The sequence below is a fragment of the Stenotrophomonas sp. LGBM10 genome, from assembly GCF_046736075.1.
Lineage (GTDB): Bacteria > Pseudomonadota > Gammaproteobacteria > Xanthomonadales > Xanthomonadaceae > Stenotrophomonas.
The window spans coordinates 2688578-2705000 of record NZ_CP177163.1; the positions used below are offsets into that span (position 1 = coordinate 2688578).

Here is a 16423-nt window from a genome sequence, read left to right on the forward strand (position 1 = left end):
CGGCCGCTGGCCGGCGCCACGTCCTGTGTGATGCGAGCAGCCGGCCAGCGGCCGGCACCTACCTGGCTGATGGCCGCGCGTCAGCCCTTGAACCGCAGCCCCACGCCCGGTTCGGTGAACAGATAGCGCGAATCCAGTGCGGAATCGCCCAGCTTGTGGCGCAGCTTGCCGACCAGAATGCGCAGGTAGTGCGTGTCGTGCTGGTGGGTAGGGCCCCAGATCTCCGCCAGGATCTGCGGCTGGGTCACCACGCGCCCGGCATTGCGCAGCAGCAGCGACAGCAGCGCGTACTCCTTGCGGGTCAGCGCCACGGGCTCGCCGTCCAGGTGAACCTCGCGGCGGGCCAGGTCGATGTGCAGGTGCCCGTCGTCGAAGTGCGGCAGGGCGCCGTCACTGGATACCGTGCGCGAACGCAGCAGCGCCCGCACGCGGGCCATCAGTTCCTGGGTGCCGAACGGCTTGGTCACGTAGTCATTGGCACCGTTGTCCAGCGCCCGTACCTTCTCGGCTTCGCCGGCACGGACGGTCAGCATGATCACCGGCACCTGGCTCCACTGGCGCAGCTCGGCCAGCACCAGGTGGCCCTCCATGTCCGGCAGGCCGATATCCAGGATCACCAGGTCGCTGCCGTCGGTGGCCAGCAACGCCAGCCCTTCCTGGCCCGTGGCAGCCTGCTGCACCGCATAGCCCTGCGCGCGCAGGCTGATGTCGAGGAAGCGGCGGATCTGCGCTTCGTCGTCAATCACCAGCACGCGTGCGGGCGGCACGCCGGAAGAAGGGTCAGGAGTCGTCGTTGTCATCGGCAGGGTGGGGTTGCAGCAGTGGCAGCGTGATGCGGATCAGGGTACCGCGTCCATCGCGCCCCGGCAGCGCCTGCACGCTGCCGCCATGCGCGCCGATCATGCCCTGGCAGATGGTCAGGCCCAGCCCGGTGCCGTGGCGGCCGCGGTCGCCGCGCTCCACGCTGTAGAACATGTCGAAGATGCGCGCGCGCTCCTCGTCGGGAATGCCGGGGCCGGCATCAAGCACGTCGATGCGCAGTTCGCCCTCCACCAGCCGTGCCTGCACCTCCACCGCCGCGCCGGGCGGGGAGAACTTGGCGGCATTCTCCATCACGTTGAACACCGCCTGCTCGACCAGCGCCGGGTGCACCCAGATCGGCGCGAGCGTGGCCGGAATGTCCAGTTTCAGCTGCACGTCGGGCTGGTAGCGCTGCAGGCGACGTGCGGCCGAGCCGACCAGCTCGTCCACGCCGATCCAGTCGCGGTTGATCTTCAGGCCGTCGTGCCCGAGCCGGGTCATGTCGAGCAGGTTCTGGATGTACCGGTCCAGCCGCTCGCCTTCGATCAGGATCGTGTCCAGCAGCGCGTGGCGGTCGGCGGCATCCATCGCGTCGGCATAGCTGGACAGGCTGTCGGCCGAGCCGATCATCGCGGCCAGCGGCGAACGCAGGTCGTGCGACACCGACGACAGCAGGGCCGAGCGCAGCCGCTCGGTCTCGTTGCTGACATGGGCCGTTTCCAGGTCGGCCACCAGCTGCGTGCGCAGCGCGGCCTGGGCGATGTCGTCCACCATTGCCGCAGCCAGTTGGCGCTGCTCGGGTACCAGCCGCACGGTGGTGCGCGGAAAGCGCATGCCGGCCACGCCGATCGCCCGGTCCTCGCCATCCAGCAGCGGCAGGAACCACCACTCCGCGCCGGCCAGGGTATCGGTGAAGCGGCCGCTCGGCTGCCCGTGGCGGAAGGCCCAGTCGGCGGCGGCCAGGTCGGTCTCGCCCGGCGCGGCGCTGCCGCTGGTGCTGGTGTCCTGGCCGATGCGCAGCCACGCCGGCGCATCCAGCGCCTGTTCCAGCGCTTCCCGGCCGGCCTGGGCAACCTGCTCATTGCTCGGCGCACGGGTCAGTTCGCGGCCCAGCGCCTGGCGTGCATGGGCATGCCGGTTGGCCGCACGCAGCGCCACCACCTGCATGCGCAGGCGCGAGGCCAGGCGGCCGGCGACCAGCGCGGCGGCAAGGAACAGGAAGACGGTGATCACGCCCTGGCGCGCGCTGATGGCGAAGGTGAAGCGCGGGGCGATGAAGAAGAAGTTGTACGCCAGGAAGCACAGCGCCGCGGCGATCACCGCCGCACTGGTGCGGCTGCGCGCGGCCACCATCACCACCGCCACGATGAACACCATCGACAGGTCGTAGAGGCCTACCCAGCGCTCGGCAATCAATGCGACCAGGCAGGCCAGCGCGGTGGCGCCCACCGCCAGCAGCGTGTCCTGGCCGGCGCTGCGGTTGGCGATCGCCAATCCGGTGCGGCGCGCGCGGGCACGCGCCTGCGGCGTGCCGATGATGGTGATCTCGTAGTGCGCGCCGCGCTGGATCAACTGCTGGGTAAGAGTGCGGTTGAGCATCCGCGCCACCGGCCGCTCACGGGTGCGGCCCAGCACCAGGGTGGATACGCTGTTGTGCGCGGCATGGTCGAGCAGGGCATCGGCGATGCTGTTGCCGTGCAGCAGCTCGGCCTCGCCGCCGAGCCGGCGTGCGAGCGCGAACGCGGCATCGATTTCGCGCCGCGTGTCTTCATCCTGGCGGCGGCCCTGCACGGTGACCACCGTCCACGGTGCATCGCGGCGCTCGGCGATGCGCCGTCCAACCCGCACCAGGTACTCGCTCTGGCCACCGCCATCGATCGCCACCAGCACGCGGCGGCGCAGCGGCAGGTTGCCTTCGCCCCGCGCGGCGCGGGTTTCGCGCAGGCTGCTGTCGACCCGGTCGGCCGCCTCCTGCATCGCCAGTTCGCGCAATGCGGTCAGGTTGGCCGGCGAGAAGAACGCCTGCAGCGCCTGCGCCGCCTGTTCGGGCACGTATACCTTGCCCTGCTGCAGGCGCTCGATCAGCTCGCGCGGTGGCAGGTCCACCAGCACGATGTCGTGCAGGCGGTCCAGCACCGCGTCGGGCACGGTCTCGAACACCCGCACGCCGGTGATCCGCATGACCACGTCGTTGAGGCTTTCCAGGTGCTGGATGTTGACCGTGGTCCAGACGTCGATGCCCGCTTCCAGCAGCTCCATCACGTCCTGCCAGCGCCGTTCGTGGCGGCTGCCTGGCACGTTGCGGTGGGCCAGTTCGTCCACCAGCACCAGCGCCGGGCGGCGCGCGAGGATCGCATCCAGATCCATTTCCAGCAGCTCGAAGTGCTGGTACTCGCAGTGCATCAGCGGCACCTTCGGCAGTCCCTCCAGCAGCGCCGAGGTTTCGGCGCGCCCGTGGGTTTCCACCAGCCCGATCACCACGTCCACGCCGCGACGCAACTGCTCGTGCGCGCGGCTGAGCATGCTGAATGTCTTGCCTACGCCGGGTGCGGCACCGAGGAACACGGTGAGCTTGCCGCCGGCTTCACGTTGCAGTCCTTCAACCAGGGCATCGGCCTGGCGGGTACGGGAGTCACTCATGGGTGGCGATTGTGCACCTGCGACGGTACGCGGCGCATCAAGGCGTGCCGTGGCGCGCAGTGTTGGCCAGCTGCGCGTCGAGCGCGGTGTTCAAGGTCATCACGTTGACCCGCGGCTGTCCGAACACGCCCCATTGCGGGCCCTGGGTATGTGCCTGCACCAGCGTCTGCACCTGGTCGATGGGCAGGCCACGGCTGCGCGCCACACGCGCCACCTGTACCGCTGCCGCCGCCGGGGACAGCTCCGGGTCCATGCCCGCACCGGACTGGGTGACCAGGTCGCCGGGCACCTGCGCCACGGCGATGCCCTCGCGCTGGGCGACCGCCTTCGTTGCCTCGCGCACACGCTCCTGCAGGGCCGGGTTGCTGCGTGCCAGGTTGCTGCCGGCGGCGGCCATCGGGTCGTAACCGGCCGCCGAGGGGCGCGCCTGGAAGTAGCCGTCGCCCACGAACGGCTGGGCGATCAGCTGCGAGCCACGCACCTGGCCATCACGCAGCAGCAGGCTGCCATCGGCCTGCGCCGGGAACAGCAGCCGGCTGGCACCGGTGGCGGCCACCGCGTAGGCCAGGCCGAGCAGCAGCAGGCTGCCCAGGCCCAGCATGATCGCCGGACGCCACGCGCTGTCCTGCTGCAGGGTGGACGAGGGTGTCGCACGGGACGGCGACGCGTGGGAGAGGGAGGAAGCGAGCGAGCGGTTCATGCGCCGAATACCGAGACGAGGAGGAGGTCGATCAACTTGATGGCCGCGAAAGGCAGCAACACACCGCCCAGCCCATACACCAGCATGTTCCGGCGCAGCAGCGTTGTCGCCGTGGCCGGGCGGAAACGCACGCCGCGCAGCGCCAGCGGAATCAGCGCGGGGATCACCAGCGCGTTGAAGATCAGCGCCGCCAGCACCGCGTTGCGCGGGCTGGACAGGTGCATCACGTTCAACGTGGCCATCGCCGGCAGCGTCGAGGCAAACAGCGCCGGCAGGATCGCGAAGTACTTGGACACATCGTTGGCCAGCGAGAAGGTGGTCAGCGCGCCGCGCGTGATCAGCTGCTGCTTGCCCACTTCCACCACCGCCAGCAGCTTGGCCGGGTCCGAGTCCAGGTCGACCATGTTGCCGGCCTCCTTGGCGGCCTGCGTGCCCGAGTTCATCGCCAGGCCGATATCGGCCTGGGCCAGCGCGGGGGCGTCGTTGGTGCCGTCGCCCACCATCGCCACCAGCCGCCCGCCGGCCTGCTCGGCGCGGATGCGTGCCAGCTTGTCCTCGGGGCGGGCCTCGGCGATGTAGTCGTCGACACCGGCCTCGGCCGCGATGGCCGCTGCGGTGAGCGGGTTGTCGCCGGTGATCATCACCGTGCGAATGCCCATCGCGCGCAGCTGGGCGAACTTCTCGCGCATGCCGTGCTTGACCACGTCGGACAGTTCGATCACGCCCAGCACGTGCCGGCCCTCGCACACCACCAGCGGGGTGGCACCGTTGCGCGCCACCTGTTCCACGCGCCCGGGCAGTTCGGCCGGCACGCTGCCGCCGAGCTCGCGCACGTAGGCCGTGATCGCGTCGGCGGCACCCTTGCGGATGCGCCGGCCACCGTCCAGGTCCACCCCGGACATGCGCGTCTGTGCGCTGAAGGCCAGGTACTGGGCCTGCGCCGGCTCGGCCGTGGTGCAGCCCTGTTCGCGCGCCAGGCGCACGACGGACTTGCCTTCCGGGGTCGGGTCGGCCAGCGAGGACAACAGTGCGGCCTCGCGCAGCTGGGTCGCATCGATCCCCGCCAGCGCATGGAAGTGGGTGGCCTGGCGGTCGCCGTGGGTGATGGTGCCGGTCTTGTCCAGCAGCAGCACGTCCACGTCGCCGGCCACTTCCACCGCCTTGCCGGACTTGGCCAGCACGTTGGCCGCCAGCGCACGGTTCATGCCGGCGATGCCGATGGCGGGCAGCAAGCCGCCGATGGTGGTCGGGATCAGGCACACCAGCAGCGCGATCAGCAGCAGCGGGTCCACCTTCACGCCAACGAACGCGCCGATCGCCGGCAGCGTCGCCACCACCACCAGGAAGGTCAGCGTCATCGCCGCCAGCAGCAGGGTCAACGCGATCTCATTGGGGGTCTTCTGGCGGTTGGCGCCTTCAACCAGGGCGATCATCCGGTCCAGGAAGCTGTGGCCCGGCTCGGCGGTGATGCGCACCACGATCTCGTCGGACAGCACCTTGGTGCCGCCGATCACGCCGCTGCGGTCGGTGCCGGCCTCGCGCAGCACCGGTGCCGATTCGCCGGTCACGGCGGCCTCGTTGATGGTGGCCAGGCCCTGCACGATCTCGCCATCGGCCGGCACCAGCTCACCGGCGCTGACGATCACGTGGTCGCCGGGGCGCAGCTCGGCTGCCGGGACATGGGTTTCGGCCGCGCCAGGATGCGCGGCGGCCAGGCGCCGTGCGGTGAGGTCCTGGCGGGCACGGCGCAGCGACGCGGCCTGGCCACGGCCGCGCGCTTCGGCGACGGCCTCGGCGAAGTTGCCGAACAGAACGGTCAGCAGCAGGATGCCGGTGACCGCCAGGCCGAAGCCCAGCGGCGCGTTGCCGGTCAGGGTCACCAGCAGGCTGACCACGGTACCGGCCATCACCACGGCCATCACCGGGCTGTGCAGCAGGTGCCGGGGCGAGAGCTTGATGACCGCATCGCGCAGGGCGCGCCGCCAGCCGGCGCCGTCGAGCAGGCGCGGGTGGCGGTGGGTGGAAGCATTCAACGGATAGGTGCTCATGGGGTCGTGTCTCAGTGCAGCGTCAGCGACAGGTGGTCGGCCACCGGGCCAAGGACCAGCGCCGGCATGAACTGCAGTACGGTCAGGATGGCGATCAGCGCAATCAGGGTCAGCGCGAACGTCGGGGTTTCGATCTGCAAGGTGCCGGCCGATTCCGGCGCTTGCCGCTTGGCGGCCAGTTGCGCGGCCACGATCAGCGGAATCACCAGCACCGGGTAGCGGCCCAGCAGCAGCACCAGGGTGCAGCTCAGGTTCCACCACACCGTGGCATCGCCCAGCCCCTCGAAGCCCGAGCCGTTGTTGGCGAAGGCCGACACGTACTCGTAGAACACCTGGCTGACGCCGTGGAAGCCGGGGTTGGAGGTGCCGGTGATCGCCGGGATCGCCAGCGTCACTGCGGTGAAGGCCAGGATGGTGATCGGCTGCAGCAGGACCAGCAGCGCCAGCAGGCGGATCTGCGGGGTTTCCAGCTTGCGGCCCAGCAGTTCCGGCGTGCGGCCGGTCATCAGGCCGGCCAGGAACACGCCCAGCAGCAGGTAGACGATGAACTGCTGCAGGCCGCAGCCGATGCCGCCCCAGATCGCGTTGACCAGCATGTTGATCATCGGCACCGCACCGGCCAGCGGGCTCAGTGAATCGTGCATGCCGTTGACCGAGCCGTTGGACACCTGGGTGGTGATCGCGGCCCACAGGCCGGTACCGTCGGCACCGAAGCGCACCTCCTTGCCTTCCATCAGCAGCGGGCTGGCGGCCGTGGCCGAATGGCCTTCCAGCCAGACCGTGGCCGCCACCGAGACGCTGGACATCGCCAGCATGCAGCCGAACACCAGCCCGGCCAGGCGCTTGCGGCCGGTGAACGCGCCCAGCATGAACACCACCGCGATCGGGATCAGCAGGATGCCGATCAGCTCAAGCGCGTTGGACAACGGGGTCGGGTTCTCCAGCGGCATGCTGCTGTTGGGGCCGTACCAGCCGCCGCCATTGGTGCCCAGCTGCTTGGCCGCGACCATCGCCGCGACCGGGCCGAGCGGCAGCTTCTGTGCCTCCATGCCTGCTGCGGCGTCGATCGGCGTGGCGGTCGGGCCGCCGGCCAGCGTGGACGGTACGCCCTGGCTGGTGAGCAGCACCGCCCACAGCAGGCACAGCGGCAGCATGAAGCGGACACAGGCGCGCACCACGTCGGCGTAGTAGTTGCCCACGTTGATGCGGCGGTCGGCCGGCAGCAGGCTGGCCTGGCCGGGCGCGGGCTCGTCCGGGCGCGCACCGAACAGTGCCCGCAGCGTCGCCACCACCAGTGCCAGACCCATCATCGGCGTCACCACCTGCAGGCCGGTGATCGCGGTCATCTGCGCGAAGTAGGACAGCTGTGCCTGGCCCGAATAGTGCTGCTGGTTGGTGTTGGTCAGGAACGACACCATCGTGTGCAGCGCGGTGTCCCAGCGCATGTTGGGGATCTGGTCGGGATTGAACGGCAGCCAGGCCTGGGTCATGAACACCGCCTGCACCAGCGCGGCGATGACCACGTTGCTGAGCAGGAACGCGCCGACATAGCCGCGCCAGGACATGCCGCGCCCGGGGTTCACCCCGAGCAGCCGGTACAGCGGTTTCTCCACCCACCCGAACAGAGCGTCGCCGCGCATCGGCGCGCCACGCATGACCCGGGCCAGGTACAGCCCGAGCGGGAAGGCCAGCACGATGCTGGCCAGCAGGATCAACAGGATCTCGGTCATGGTCGGCTCCGGTCAGAACGCTTCGGGCCGAAGCACGACATACAGCAGGTAGGCGGCGGCGACGAGCACCAGCACGCCGCACACCAGGGAAAGCCAGGCAGGCATGGTCGTGGCCTCAGATGCGGGAAGGGGAGGGCACGGTGCGGGGCGCACCGGCAGCACGCGCACGCGATCGGCGCCGGTCGGCGCTCGCGGCGGGAAACACAGTCGGATACAGGCTCATGGGACGTCCAGGTGGAACCACTCCACGTCAGGCGAGCATGGTGGTCCTCCCGGGCGTAAACGCTCCACGCCCGCCAGGCCGGCGGCGCGTAAAGAGTGCATAAAGAAAAAGGGCGGATGCCTTCGCATCCGCCCCTTTCGTCCTGGCCTCGGCGCCGGGTACGGCCCGGTCGCCTACCCGCGGGGATCGCTCGCCACGCCCTTCAACAACCGATACCGCTGCAGCGTTTCCTCGATCTCCGCATCCAGCGCGGTGCGCTGCTGCTCGAACGAGGCCTGCATGCGCTTCTGCGCCAGCAGTTCGGTGTGGCGCTGGCGGATCTCCGCGGCCTGTTTGTCGGCTACCGGCGATCCGGCCAGCTCGCGGTTGCCCGCCGTCGACAGCAGCGTCACCAGCGCATCGCGCAGGCTGGCCACGTTGTAGTGGGCGGTCTGGATGTTGTTGTCCAGGATGCCGGTCCGTTCGACGAAGACGCGGCGCAGGTCCGCCTCGTTCTCATACGTGGCCAGCATTGCCTGCTCGGTGCGCTGGCGGGTCTGCTCGGCAGCCAGGTCCAGCTGCCGCTGGGCGGCTTCCACCGCCGCACCGGCGCGTTCCTCGTCGGTCATCGCGCGCTGCACCTCGCCGCGACGCAGGCCGCTGTTGACGCTGAACTCCTCACGCGCGGCGTTCACCGCGTCCTGGGGCAGCGCATCGCTGCAGATCCGCTCGTTGCCCTGGTTCCAGCAGTACAGCTTCTTCGGCTTGGCCGGCACATCGCTGCGTGCCTTCTGCGCCTGCGCCCACAGCACCGGCGACGCCAGCAGCAGGCCGATCACGGCAATGGCGGAAATCCTGGACATGGTGGACAGCCCCCTGCTGTCAGCGCGTAGGACGGCTGCCGTAGCGGGAACGATAGTCCTCCAGCGGCTGCCTGTACCCCACAAGTTCCGGATTTCCGGAGGCAAAATCAAGCAGGTCGGCCAGCGTCGCCACCGCCACCACCGGAATGCCGGCTTCCTCGGCCACGGCCTGGGCGGCCGAGCGCAGGTCGGTTTCCGAGGCGATCTCCTGGCGGTCCAGCGCCACCACGATCCCGGCCGGGGTGCCACCGGCGCCCTTGATGATGGCCAGCGCCTCGCGGATGGCGGTGCCGGCGGTGATCACGTCATCAACGATCAGCACGCGCTTGCCATTCATGTCGGCGCCGATCAGATTGCCGCCTTCGCCGTGGTCCTTGGCTTCCTTGCGGTTGAAGCTCAGCGGCAGGTCGCGCCCACGCTGGGCGAACTCGCAGGCGGTCGCGGTGGCCAGCGGGATGCCCTTGTAGGCCGGCCCGAACACCACGTCGAACTTCAGCCCGGTGGCTTCCACGGCATCGGCATAGCAGGCGGCCAGCTGGGCCATGCGGGCGCCGGAATCGAAACGGCCGGCGTTGAAGAAATAGGGGCTCAGGCGCCCGGACTTCAGGGTGAACTGGCCGAAGCGCAGGGCGTCGGCGGTCAGGGCCAGTTGCAGAAAACGGTGGCGATGGTCGCTCATCTAGACTCTATTCAATTCATTTGGAGCGCAAATCCTAATGCATGGGCGGCAATTCAGGCTCGTGCCAGGCGGTCGCAGGGCCTGCAACGGCCGGATCCGGCCAGCCGGGCCGGGGGGCAACCCGGTATGCTTTGCCGGTTACCGCTCCAGACCCGGGTCAGCATGCGCATCATCAGTTTCAATGCCAATGGCATCCGTTCCGCCGCCACCAAGGGCTTCCTCGACTGGTTCCGCGCCCAGGACGCCGACGTGCTGTGCATCCAGGAGACCAAGGCCCAGGAAGACCAGCTGACCGACCCGATGTTCCGCCCGGACGGCCACCACTGCTTCTACCGCGACGCCATCACCAAGAAGGGCTACAGCGGCGTGGCCATCTACAGCAGGCGTGAGCCCGACCAGGTGATCACCTCGCTGGGCTGGGCGCCGTTCGACGACGAAGGCCGCTACATCGAGGCCCGCTACGGCAACCTCAGCGTGGTCTCCTTCTATATCCCGTCGGGCAGCTCGGGCGACCTGCGCCAGGGCTTCAAGTACGAAGTGATGGAGTGGCTGCGCCCGATCCTGGCCGAATGGCTGGCCAGCGGCCGCGACTACGTGCTGTGCGGCGACTGGAACATCGTGCGCTCGGCGCTGGACATCAAGAACTGGAAGTCCAACCAGAAGAACTCCGGCTGCCTGCCGCCCGAGCGCGACTGGCTCAACGGCCAGTGCGCGGACGCCGGGCAGGCGCTGGACATCGCCGCCGGGCAGGGCTGGACCGATGCCTACCGCCTGCTGCATCCGCAGGGCGAGGACTACACCTGGTGGAGCAACCGCGGCGCGGCCCGCGCCAACAACGTGGGCTGGCGCATCGACTACCAGTTCGTCAGCCCCGGCCTGCGCGAGCGCCTGCGTGGCTGCTCGATCTACCGCGATGAGCGCTTCTCCGACCATGCGCCGTTCACGGTGGACTACGCGCCATGAGTGAGGCGGCCGCCAAGCCGCGCCGCCCGTGGCAGCGGGTGCTGGCCAACCTGCGCCAGCGCAAGGTCCTGGCCATGCTGCTGCTCGGCTTCAGCTCGGGCCTGCCGATCTACCTGGTCGGCAACACGCTCGGCTTCTGGATGCGCAAGGAAGGCATCGAGCTGGACACCATCGGCTTCCTGTCGTGGGTGGGCCTGGCCTATTCGATGAAGTTCCTGTGGGCGCCGATCGTGGACAAGGTCGATGCCCCGTTGCTGGGCCGCTTCGGCCGCCGCCGCGGCTGGATGCTGCTGTCCCAGATGGTCGTCGCCGTGGCCTTGGTCGGCATGGCCATCGTCCAGCCCAAGGGCGGCAACGTGCTGTTCCTTGGCATCGCGTGGGAGCACATGCTGGTGTTCGGCCTGCTGGCCACGGTGGTGGCGTTCGCCTCGGCCACCCAGGACATCGTCATCGACGCCTGGCGCATCGAAAGCGCCGACAACAGTGAGCAGCTGGGCCTGCTCACCTCCTCGGCCGCGCTGGGCTACCGCACCGCGCTGCTGGTCACCGATGCCCTGATCCTGTTGATCGCCGCCCGCGTGGGCTGGCAGATCTCCTACGAAATCATGGCCGGGCTGATGGCCCTGGGCGTGGTCGCGGTGGTGATGGCCCGCGAGCCGGTCCGTGCGCAGCTGGCGGTCCAGACCCAGAGCGCCTCGCTGTGGACCCTGCGTGGCTTGTTCGATGCGCTGGTGGGCCCGTTCATCGCCTTCCTGCGCGAACACCGCAGTGGCGCGATCCTGATCCTGCTGGCCATCAGCGTCTACCGCATGGCCGATTTCGTCATGGGGCCGATGGCCAACCCGTTCTACGTCGATCTCGGTCTCACCGAGGACACGGTGGGCGCGGTGCGCGGCTCGGTCGGCCTGGTTGCCACCTTCATCGGCATTGCCGCTGCCGGCCTGGTTTCGGTGCGCTGGGGCGTGCTGGCCACCCTGCTGGTGGGCGCGGTCCTGGGGCCGTGTTCCAACCTGGCCTTCGCCTGGCTGGCCTACACCGGGCCGGACCCGACCCACTTCGCCATCGCGATGGCCATCGACAACATCTCCGGCGGCTTCGCAGGCACGGCGCTCATCGCCTACATGTCCAGCCTGACCAGCATCGGCTACACCGCCACTCAGTACGCCCTGCTCAGCTCGTTCTACGCCATGCCGGGCAAGGCATTGAAGGGCTTCTCCGGCTGGTCCGTGCAGACCCTGGCGCAGGGTCGCACCCTGTTGGAGGGGTACGCCCTGTTCTTCATCGGCACCGCGCTCATCGCCATTCCGGTGGTGATCCTGTGCGCGCTGTTGATCGTGCAGCAGCGCCGACGCGCCGCCCAGGCCTGAGCGGCCGGTTGCCCGGCGTCCCCCGCTGGGCCATGATCGACCCCGTTGTGCCGTGGGGGCGGTGCGTTGCCAACGGGGGAAAACAATGGTCGATCTGCTGCTGCGGGATCTGGACCCGCTGTTGAACGAGCGCATCCGCCGCGTTGCCGTGGCGCGCGGCTGGACCCGTGAACACACCTGCATGGTGCTGCTCGAACAGGGCCTGTTCGCCAGCGAACTGGAAGTCCGCAGCGGCTTCCACGACCCCGAAGTGAATGCCCTCGCAGACGCCATCGCCGCCCTCCAGGCCCTCCCCGACGCCAAAGGCCCGTAGAGCCGGGCTCTGCCCGGCTGCCCCCCGCGCAATGCCCCCGCACCATGCGCCCACGTAGAGCCGGGCTCTGCCCGGCTGCTCTCCGCACCATGCCCCAGCCACTCCCCGCCCGGCTGCCCCGCACCCTGCACACCTGCCGGGCAGAGCCCGGCACTACGCCAGATGGATCGCGCCCAGTATCCGCGGCCCGCGCGCGCCGCTGACGCTCGGCAGATTCCCCGGCAGGCCGTCCAGCGTCCGCTGCGCCAGCCACGCGAACCCCATCGCCTCCAGGTAGTCCGGGTCCAGCCCATGCACCGCGCTGGATTCGATGACCACGCCCGGCAGGCGCGCGCCCAGCCGCCGCAGCAGCGCCGGATTGCGCACACCGCCGCCGCACACCAGCACCCGCGCGGCGCCCGGCAGGTGGGCCAGCAGCGCATCGGCCACCGTGGCAGCGGTCAGCTCCAGCAGCGTGGCCTGCACATCGGCCGGCGACAGCGCGTGCTCCCCCATCGCCGCCTCCGCCCACGCCAGATGGAACTGCTCGCGCCCGGTGCTCTTCGGCGGCGGCAGGGCAAACCAGGGATCGGCCTGCCAGGCGGCCAGCAGCGCGTCATCCACTCGGCCGCTGGCCGCGAACGCGCCATCGGCATCGAACGGCGTGCCGCGATGGCGCTGGCACCACGCATCCATCAGCGCGTTGGCCGGCCCGGTATCGAAGCCGCGCGGAATACCGTCGCGGGGAATCAGGGTCAGGTTGGCGATACCGCCCAGGTTGAGGATCGCCCGGTCCTCGTCGGTCGTGCCCAGCATCGCCAGGTGGAAGGCCGGCATCAGCGGCGCGCCATGCCCGCCGGCGGCCACGTCGCGCCGGCGGAAATCGGCCACCGTGGTGATGCCGGTCAGCTCGGCGATGCGGTTGGCATCGCCCAGCTGCCAGGTGAAGGCCGGATCGCCCAGTGGGCGGTGGCGCACCGTCTGGCCGTGCGAGCCGATCGCGCGGACCTGCGCGCGCTGTACGCCGCTGGCACGCAGCAGTTCATTGGCCGCCGCAGCGAACTGGATGCCGACCTCGGCGTCGATCCGCCCCAACGCGTCCAGCGACGCAATGTCGCCGCCTTCGCCCAGTGCGATCAGTTCCGCGCGCAGCGCGGGGTCCCAGTGATGGGTATGCCCATGCACGAACCGGCAGCCGCCTTCAGCGGGAAACTGCACCAGCGCGGCATCGATGCCATCGGCGCTGGTGCCGGACATCAGGCCCAGGTAGAGCGGGGTATGCGGATCAACGGCGGTCATGGCGGGCGCTTGTACGGAGTGCGCCCAGCTTCCGTGCAAGCGGCGGCTGCCGTCAATGCGCGCACCGGCGCGCGCATCGTTGCCGCCGCGCGGCGATCAGCCGCGGCTGGGCTTGGCCGGCTTGGCCGCGCTGGCCGTGGCCGTGGCGGGCTTGGCGGAATCGGCGGCCGGTGAGGCATCGGCGTAGATCAGCTTCTCCATGCCCTGGATACGGGCCAGCGCCGGCGCGGTCTGTGCGCGGAACGCGGCCAGTTCGCTGCCCTGCAGCGGCTCCGGCGGCGGCATCGTCACCGACAGCGGATTGCGGTGCACGCCGTTGACGCGGAATTCGTAGTGCAGGTGCGGGCCGGTGGCCAGCCCCGTCGAGCCGACATAGCCGATCACCGTGCCCTGCGCCACGCGCTGGCCGGTCTTGATCGCACCGAAGCGCGACATGTGCCCGTACAGCGTGGTGTGGCCGCGGCCGTGGTCCAGGATCACCACGTTGCCGTAGCCGCGCTGCGTGCCGGCGAACTGCACGCGGGCATCGCCGGCCGCCATGATCGGCGTACCGGTGCGCGCGGCATAGTCCACGCCCTTGTGCATGCGCATCTTGCCCAGCACCGGGTGCTTGCGCGCGCCGAAGCTGGAGCTCAGCCGGGCGAACGGGATCGGCATGCGGATGAAGCTCTTCTTCAGCGGCCGGCCGCTGGCATCGAAGTATTCGGACTTGCCGTTGCGGTCGAAGCGGAACCCGCTGTAGGTCTTGCCGCCCGAGGTGAAGGTCGCGGCCAGGATCTTGCTGGTGTCCACCTTCTCGCCTTCGCGCCAGGTCTCGTCCAGCACCACGCTGAAGCGGTCGCCGGGCTGCAGGTCCTTGGAGAAGTCGATGTCGTACTTGAAGATCTCATCGGTCATCGTGGCGATCGCCGACGGCGACAGCCCGGCCTTGCGCGCCGCGGCGTACAGCGAGCTGGTGATCTCGCCGCTGGCGACCACGCGCCGCGTCGACGACTCGCGCTTGATCACCTTCTCGGTGATCTGGTTGTTCTTCAGCGACAGCTCGACCCGGTTGTCGGCATCGCGGTCGAAGCGGATCGTGCGCAGGTCGCCGGACAGGGGCAGGTCGAAGGCGATCTCCGCGCCGGGACGCAGCTTGGTCAGGGCCTGCCGCGCGCCGGGGTGCTCCAGCACCTGGTGCATCACCGTGGCCGGGATGCCGGCCTCGTCGAACAGGTTGCTCAGGGTCTGGCCGCGCTGCACGCGCAGCACCTGCCAGCTGTCGCCCGGGGTCTGCAGGCGGCGTTCCTGCGAGAGCGGCGGCAACGGCAGGGCCAGCGTGGCGTGGCCCTCGGAATAGGGCGACTCGATGGTGTGCGAGAAACCGGGGACGATGGTGGCTACCAGCGCGCCAATGGTGGCGAACAGGCTGGCGTGCATCCAGTGGCGGCGGGTCCAGCGCTGGTTGAAGGCCGCGGGCAGATGCTGTTTGAGCTTCCGATGGAGGGCGGTGTCGTGAAGGACGTGAAGGCGTTCCTTGAAGCGCTGCTTGCGCGCGCGGCCTTGATCGGAGTTCAGCATCGTCGGTCTGTTCCTGGCTGGCCCGGGAGCGCGGGCCCAAACGTCGGTAACATAGACAGGTATAAATAGTGCGTCAAACCCTTGTGCCTATTGGCTTTTGTGAAGCGCTTGCGGTTAACTTGTAATTAACGTCATTCATGTAAATAAGGCATTGCCGGGAGTTGTCACGTGTCCTCGATTGAAGAAGCCATTGCCCTGATCGGTCGTGGCGCCGATGAGATCCTCAAGTCCGAGGAGCTGCGTCAGCGCCTGGAAAGCGGCCGTCCCCTGCGGGTCAAGGCCGGCTTCGACCCCACCGCCCCGGACCTGCACCTGGGCCATACCGTGCTGTTGAACAAGCTGCGCCAGTTCCAGGACCTCGGCCACCAGGTCATCTTCCTGATCGGCGACTTCACCGGCATGATCGGCGACCCCTCCGGCAAGAACGTCACCCGCAAGCCGCTCAGCAAGGACGACGTGCTGGCCAACGCGCGTACCTATGAGGACCAGGTCTTCAAGGTGCTGGACCGCGACAGGACCGAAGTCCGCTTCAACTCGGAGTGGTTCGGCAAGATGGGCGCCGCGGACATGATCCGCCTGGCCGGCCAGCACACCGTGGCACGCATGCTCGAGCGCGACGACTTCGCCAAGCGCTATGCCGCCCAGCAGTCGATCGCCCTGCACGAGTTCCTGTACCCGCTGGTGCAGGGCTACGACTCGGTGGCCCTGGAGGCCGACGTCGAACTCGGCGGTACCGATCAGAAGTTCAACCTGCTGATGGGCCGTGGCCTGCAGGAGCACTACGGGCAGAAGCCGCAGATCGTGCTGACCATGCCGCTGCTGGAAGGCCTGGACGGCGTGGCCAAGATGTCCAAGTCGCTCAACAACTATATTGGTATCAGCGAACCGGCCATCGACATCGTCACCAAGACCATGAAGATCGGCGACGACCTGATGTGGCGCTGGATCGAGCTGCTCTCCTTCGATATCAGCGAGGCCGAGGCCAAGGCGCTGCGTGCGCAGGTCGAGGCGGGCGGGTTGAACCCGCGCGAGGTGAAGCTGCGCCTGGCCCGTGAACTGACCACCCGCTTCCATGACGCCGCCGCTGCCGAACAGGCCATCGCCGGCTGGAATGCCGCCGTGACCGGGCAGGGCGATGTGACCCTGCTGCCGCTGCAGGAAGTGGCGATCCCGGCCGAAGGCCTGCGGATCGGCGCCCTGTTGACCGCTGCCGGGCTCACCCCGAGCAACTCCGAGGCCTCTCGCAAGCTCAAGGAGCGGGCGGTAAAGGTGGACGGCG

General features: G+C 69.2%; 14 protein-coding genes (1 of these 14 only partly in view). 4 read left to right on the forward strand and 10 right to left on the reverse strand.

Annotated features, from left to right (window positions below; all coding sequences use genetic code 11):
• Positions 1-80 precede the first annotated feature (80 nt).
• From ACLB90_RS11455 to pyrE, 8 genes are all read right to left on the reverse strand, one after another.
• Positions 81-800 carry a response regulator transcription factor gene (locus tag ACLB90_RS11455; protein WP_411849618.1) on the reverse strand — a complete coding sequence of 240 codons (720 nt, stop codon included), beginning with the start codon at positions 798-800 and terminating at the stop codon, positions 81-83.
• Positions 781-3441, reverse strand: coding sequence for an ATP-binding protein (locus tag ACLB90_RS11460; protein WP_411849619.1), 2661 nt, complete (start codon positions 3439-3441; stop codon positions 781-783). The genes ACLB90_RS11455 and ACLB90_RS11460 overlap by 20 nt, the downstream gene beginning before the upstream one ends.
• Before the next feature lie 37 nt (positions 3442-3478).
• A complete protein-coding gene (gene kdpC / locus ACLB90_RS11465) occupies positions 3479-4141 on the reverse strand; it encodes a potassium-transporting ATPase subunit KdpC (RefSeq protein ID WP_411849620.1) in 663 nt (220 codons plus the stop codon).
• The gene (gene kdpB / locus ACLB90_RS11470) at positions 4138-6189 is read right to left on the reverse strand and encodes a potassium-transporting ATPase subunit KdpB (protein WP_411849621.1); all 2052 of its coding nucleotides are present in this window, start codon (positions 6187-6189) and stop codon (positions 4138-4140) included. The genes kdpC and kdpB overlap by 4 nt, the downstream gene beginning before the upstream one ends.
• Positions 6190-6200: 11 nt before the next feature.
• Positions 6201-7919: a potassium-transporting ATPase subunit KdpA gene (gene kdpA, locus ACLB90_RS11475; RefSeq protein ID WP_411849622.1), complete on the reverse strand. Its 1719-nt coding sequence runs from the start codon at positions 7917-7919 to the stop codon at positions 6201-6203.
• Between the two features lie 12 nt (positions 7920-7931).
• Positions 7932-8024, reverse strand: a complete 93-nt coding sequence (locus tag ACLB90_RS11480) for a potassium-transporting ATPase subunit F (protein ID WP_017355708.1) — start codon at positions 8022-8024, stop codon at positions 7932-7934.
• A gap of 291 nt (positions 8025-8315) precedes the next feature.
• Positions 8316-8984: a hypothetical protein gene (locus ACLB90_RS11485; RefSeq protein WP_411849623.1), complete on the reverse strand. Its 669-nt coding sequence runs from the start codon at positions 8982-8984 to the stop codon at positions 8316-8318.
• 19 nt (positions 8985-9003) lie between these two features.
• Positions 9004-9663 carry an orotate phosphoribosyltransferase gene (pyrE, locus tag ACLB90_RS11490; protein WP_411849624.1) on the reverse strand — a complete coding sequence of 220 codons (660 nt, stop codon included), beginning with the start codon at positions 9661-9663 and terminating at the stop codon, positions 9004-9006.
• A 162-nt stretch (positions 9664-9825) separates the two neighbouring features.
• Here pyrE and ACLB90_RS11495 point away from each other — a divergent pair, with 162 nt between their 5' ends.
• The 3 genes from ACLB90_RS11495 to ACLB90_RS11505 all read left to right on the forward strand — a co-directional run bounded on the left by ACLB90_RS11495 (position 9826) and on the right by ACLB90_RS11505 (position 12306).
• Positions 9826-10626, forward strand: coding sequence for an exodeoxyribonuclease III (locus ACLB90_RS11495; RefSeq protein WP_411849625.1), 801 nt, complete (start codon positions 9826-9828; stop codon positions 10624-10626).
• Positions 10623-11993 (forward strand): AmpG family muropeptide MFS transporter, encoded by a 1371-nt coding sequence (locus tag ACLB90_RS11500; RefSeq protein WP_411849626.1) that lies wholly within the window; start codon positions 10623-10625, stop codon positions 11991-11993. The genes ACLB90_RS11495 and ACLB90_RS11500 overlap by 4 nt, the downstream gene beginning before the upstream one ends.
• An 85-nt stretch (positions 11994-12078) precedes the next feature.
• Complete coding sequence (locus ACLB90_RS11505) at positions 12079-12306, forward strand: hypothetical protein (RefSeq protein ID WP_411849627.1); 228 nt, start codon at positions 12079-12081, stop codon at positions 12304-12306.
• Between the two features lie 153 nt (positions 12307-12459).
• On the opposite strand, the gene ACLB90_RS11510 is transcribed toward ACLB90_RS11505, so the two are convergent.
• A complete protein-coding gene (locus ACLB90_RS11510) occupies positions 12460-13584 on the reverse strand; it encodes an anhydro-N-acetylmuramic acid kinase (protein ID WP_411849628.1) in 1125 nt (374 codons plus the stop codon).
• A gap of 96 nt (positions 13585-13680) precedes the next feature.
• Entirely contained in the window at positions 13681-15144 is a 1464-nt protein-coding gene (locus ACLB90_RS11515) for a peptidoglycan DD-metalloendopeptidase family protein (RefSeq protein ID WP_411849629.1), read from the reverse strand.
• A 168-nt stretch (positions 15145-15312) separates the two neighbouring features.
• On the opposite strand from ACLB90_RS11515, the gene tyrS reads away from it, so the two are divergent.
• On the forward strand, positions 15313-16423 hold the 5' portion of the coding sequence (tyrS, locus tag ACLB90_RS11520) for a tyrosine--tRNA ligase (protein WP_411849630.1). It continues 101 nt past the right edge of the window; only the first 1111 of its 1212 coding nucleotides appear in the window; the start codon lies at positions 15313-15315; its stop codon lies beyond the right edge, outside the window.

Bases quoted from the DNA above. Each gene is read 5' to 3' on its own strand.
- ACLB90_RS11455 (WP_411849618.1), bottom strand. From the start codon at position 800: ATGACAACGACGACTCCTGACCCTTCTTCCGGCGTGCCGCCCGCACGC.
- ACLB90_RS11460 (WP_411849619.1), bottom strand. From the start codon at position 3,441: ATGAGTGACTCCCGTACCCGCCAGGCCGATGCCCTGGTTGAAGGACTG.
- kdpC (WP_411849620.1), bottom strand. From the start codon at position 4,141: ATGAACCGCTCGCTCGCTTCCTCCCTCTCCCACGCGTCGCCGTCCCGT.
- kdpB (WP_411849621.1), bottom strand. From the start codon at position 6,189: ATGAGCACCTATCCGTTGAATGCTTCCACCCACCGCCACCCGCGCCTG.
- kdpA (WP_411849622.1), bottom strand. From the start codon at position 7,919: ATGACCGAGATCCTGTTGATCCTGCTGGCCAGCATCGTGCTGGCCTTC.
- ACLB90_RS11480 (WP_017355708.1), bottom strand. From the start codon at position 8,024: ATGCCTGCCTGGCTTTCCCTGGTGTGCGGCGTGCTGGTGCTCGTCGCC.
- ACLB90_RS11485 (WP_411849623.1), bottom strand. From the start codon at position 8,984: ATGTCCAGGATTTCCGCCATTGCCGTGATCGGCCTGCTGCTGGCGTCG.
- pyrE (WP_411849624.1), bottom strand. From the start codon at position 9,663: ATGAGCGACCATCGCCACCGTTTTCTGCAACTGGCCCTGACCGCCGAC.
- ACLB90_RS11495 (WP_411849625.1), top strand. From the start codon at position 9,826: ATGCGCATCATCAGTTTCAATGCCAATGGCATCCGTTCCGCCGCCACC.
- ACLB90_RS11500 (WP_411849626.1), top strand. From the start codon at position 10,623: ATGAGTGAGGCGGCCGCCAAGCCGCGCCGCCCGTGGCAGCGGGTGCTG.
- ACLB90_RS11505 (WP_411849627.1), top strand. From the start codon at position 12,079: ATGGTCGATCTGCTGCTGCGGGATCTGGACCCGCTGTTGAACGAGCGC.
- ACLB90_RS11510 (WP_411849628.1), bottom strand. From the start codon at position 13,584: ATGACCGCCGTTGATCCGCATACCCCGCTCTACCTGGGCCTGATGTCC.
- ACLB90_RS11515 (WP_411849629.1), bottom strand. From the start codon at position 15,144: ATGCTGAACTCCGATCAAGGCCGCGCGCGCAAGCAGCGCTTCAAGGAA.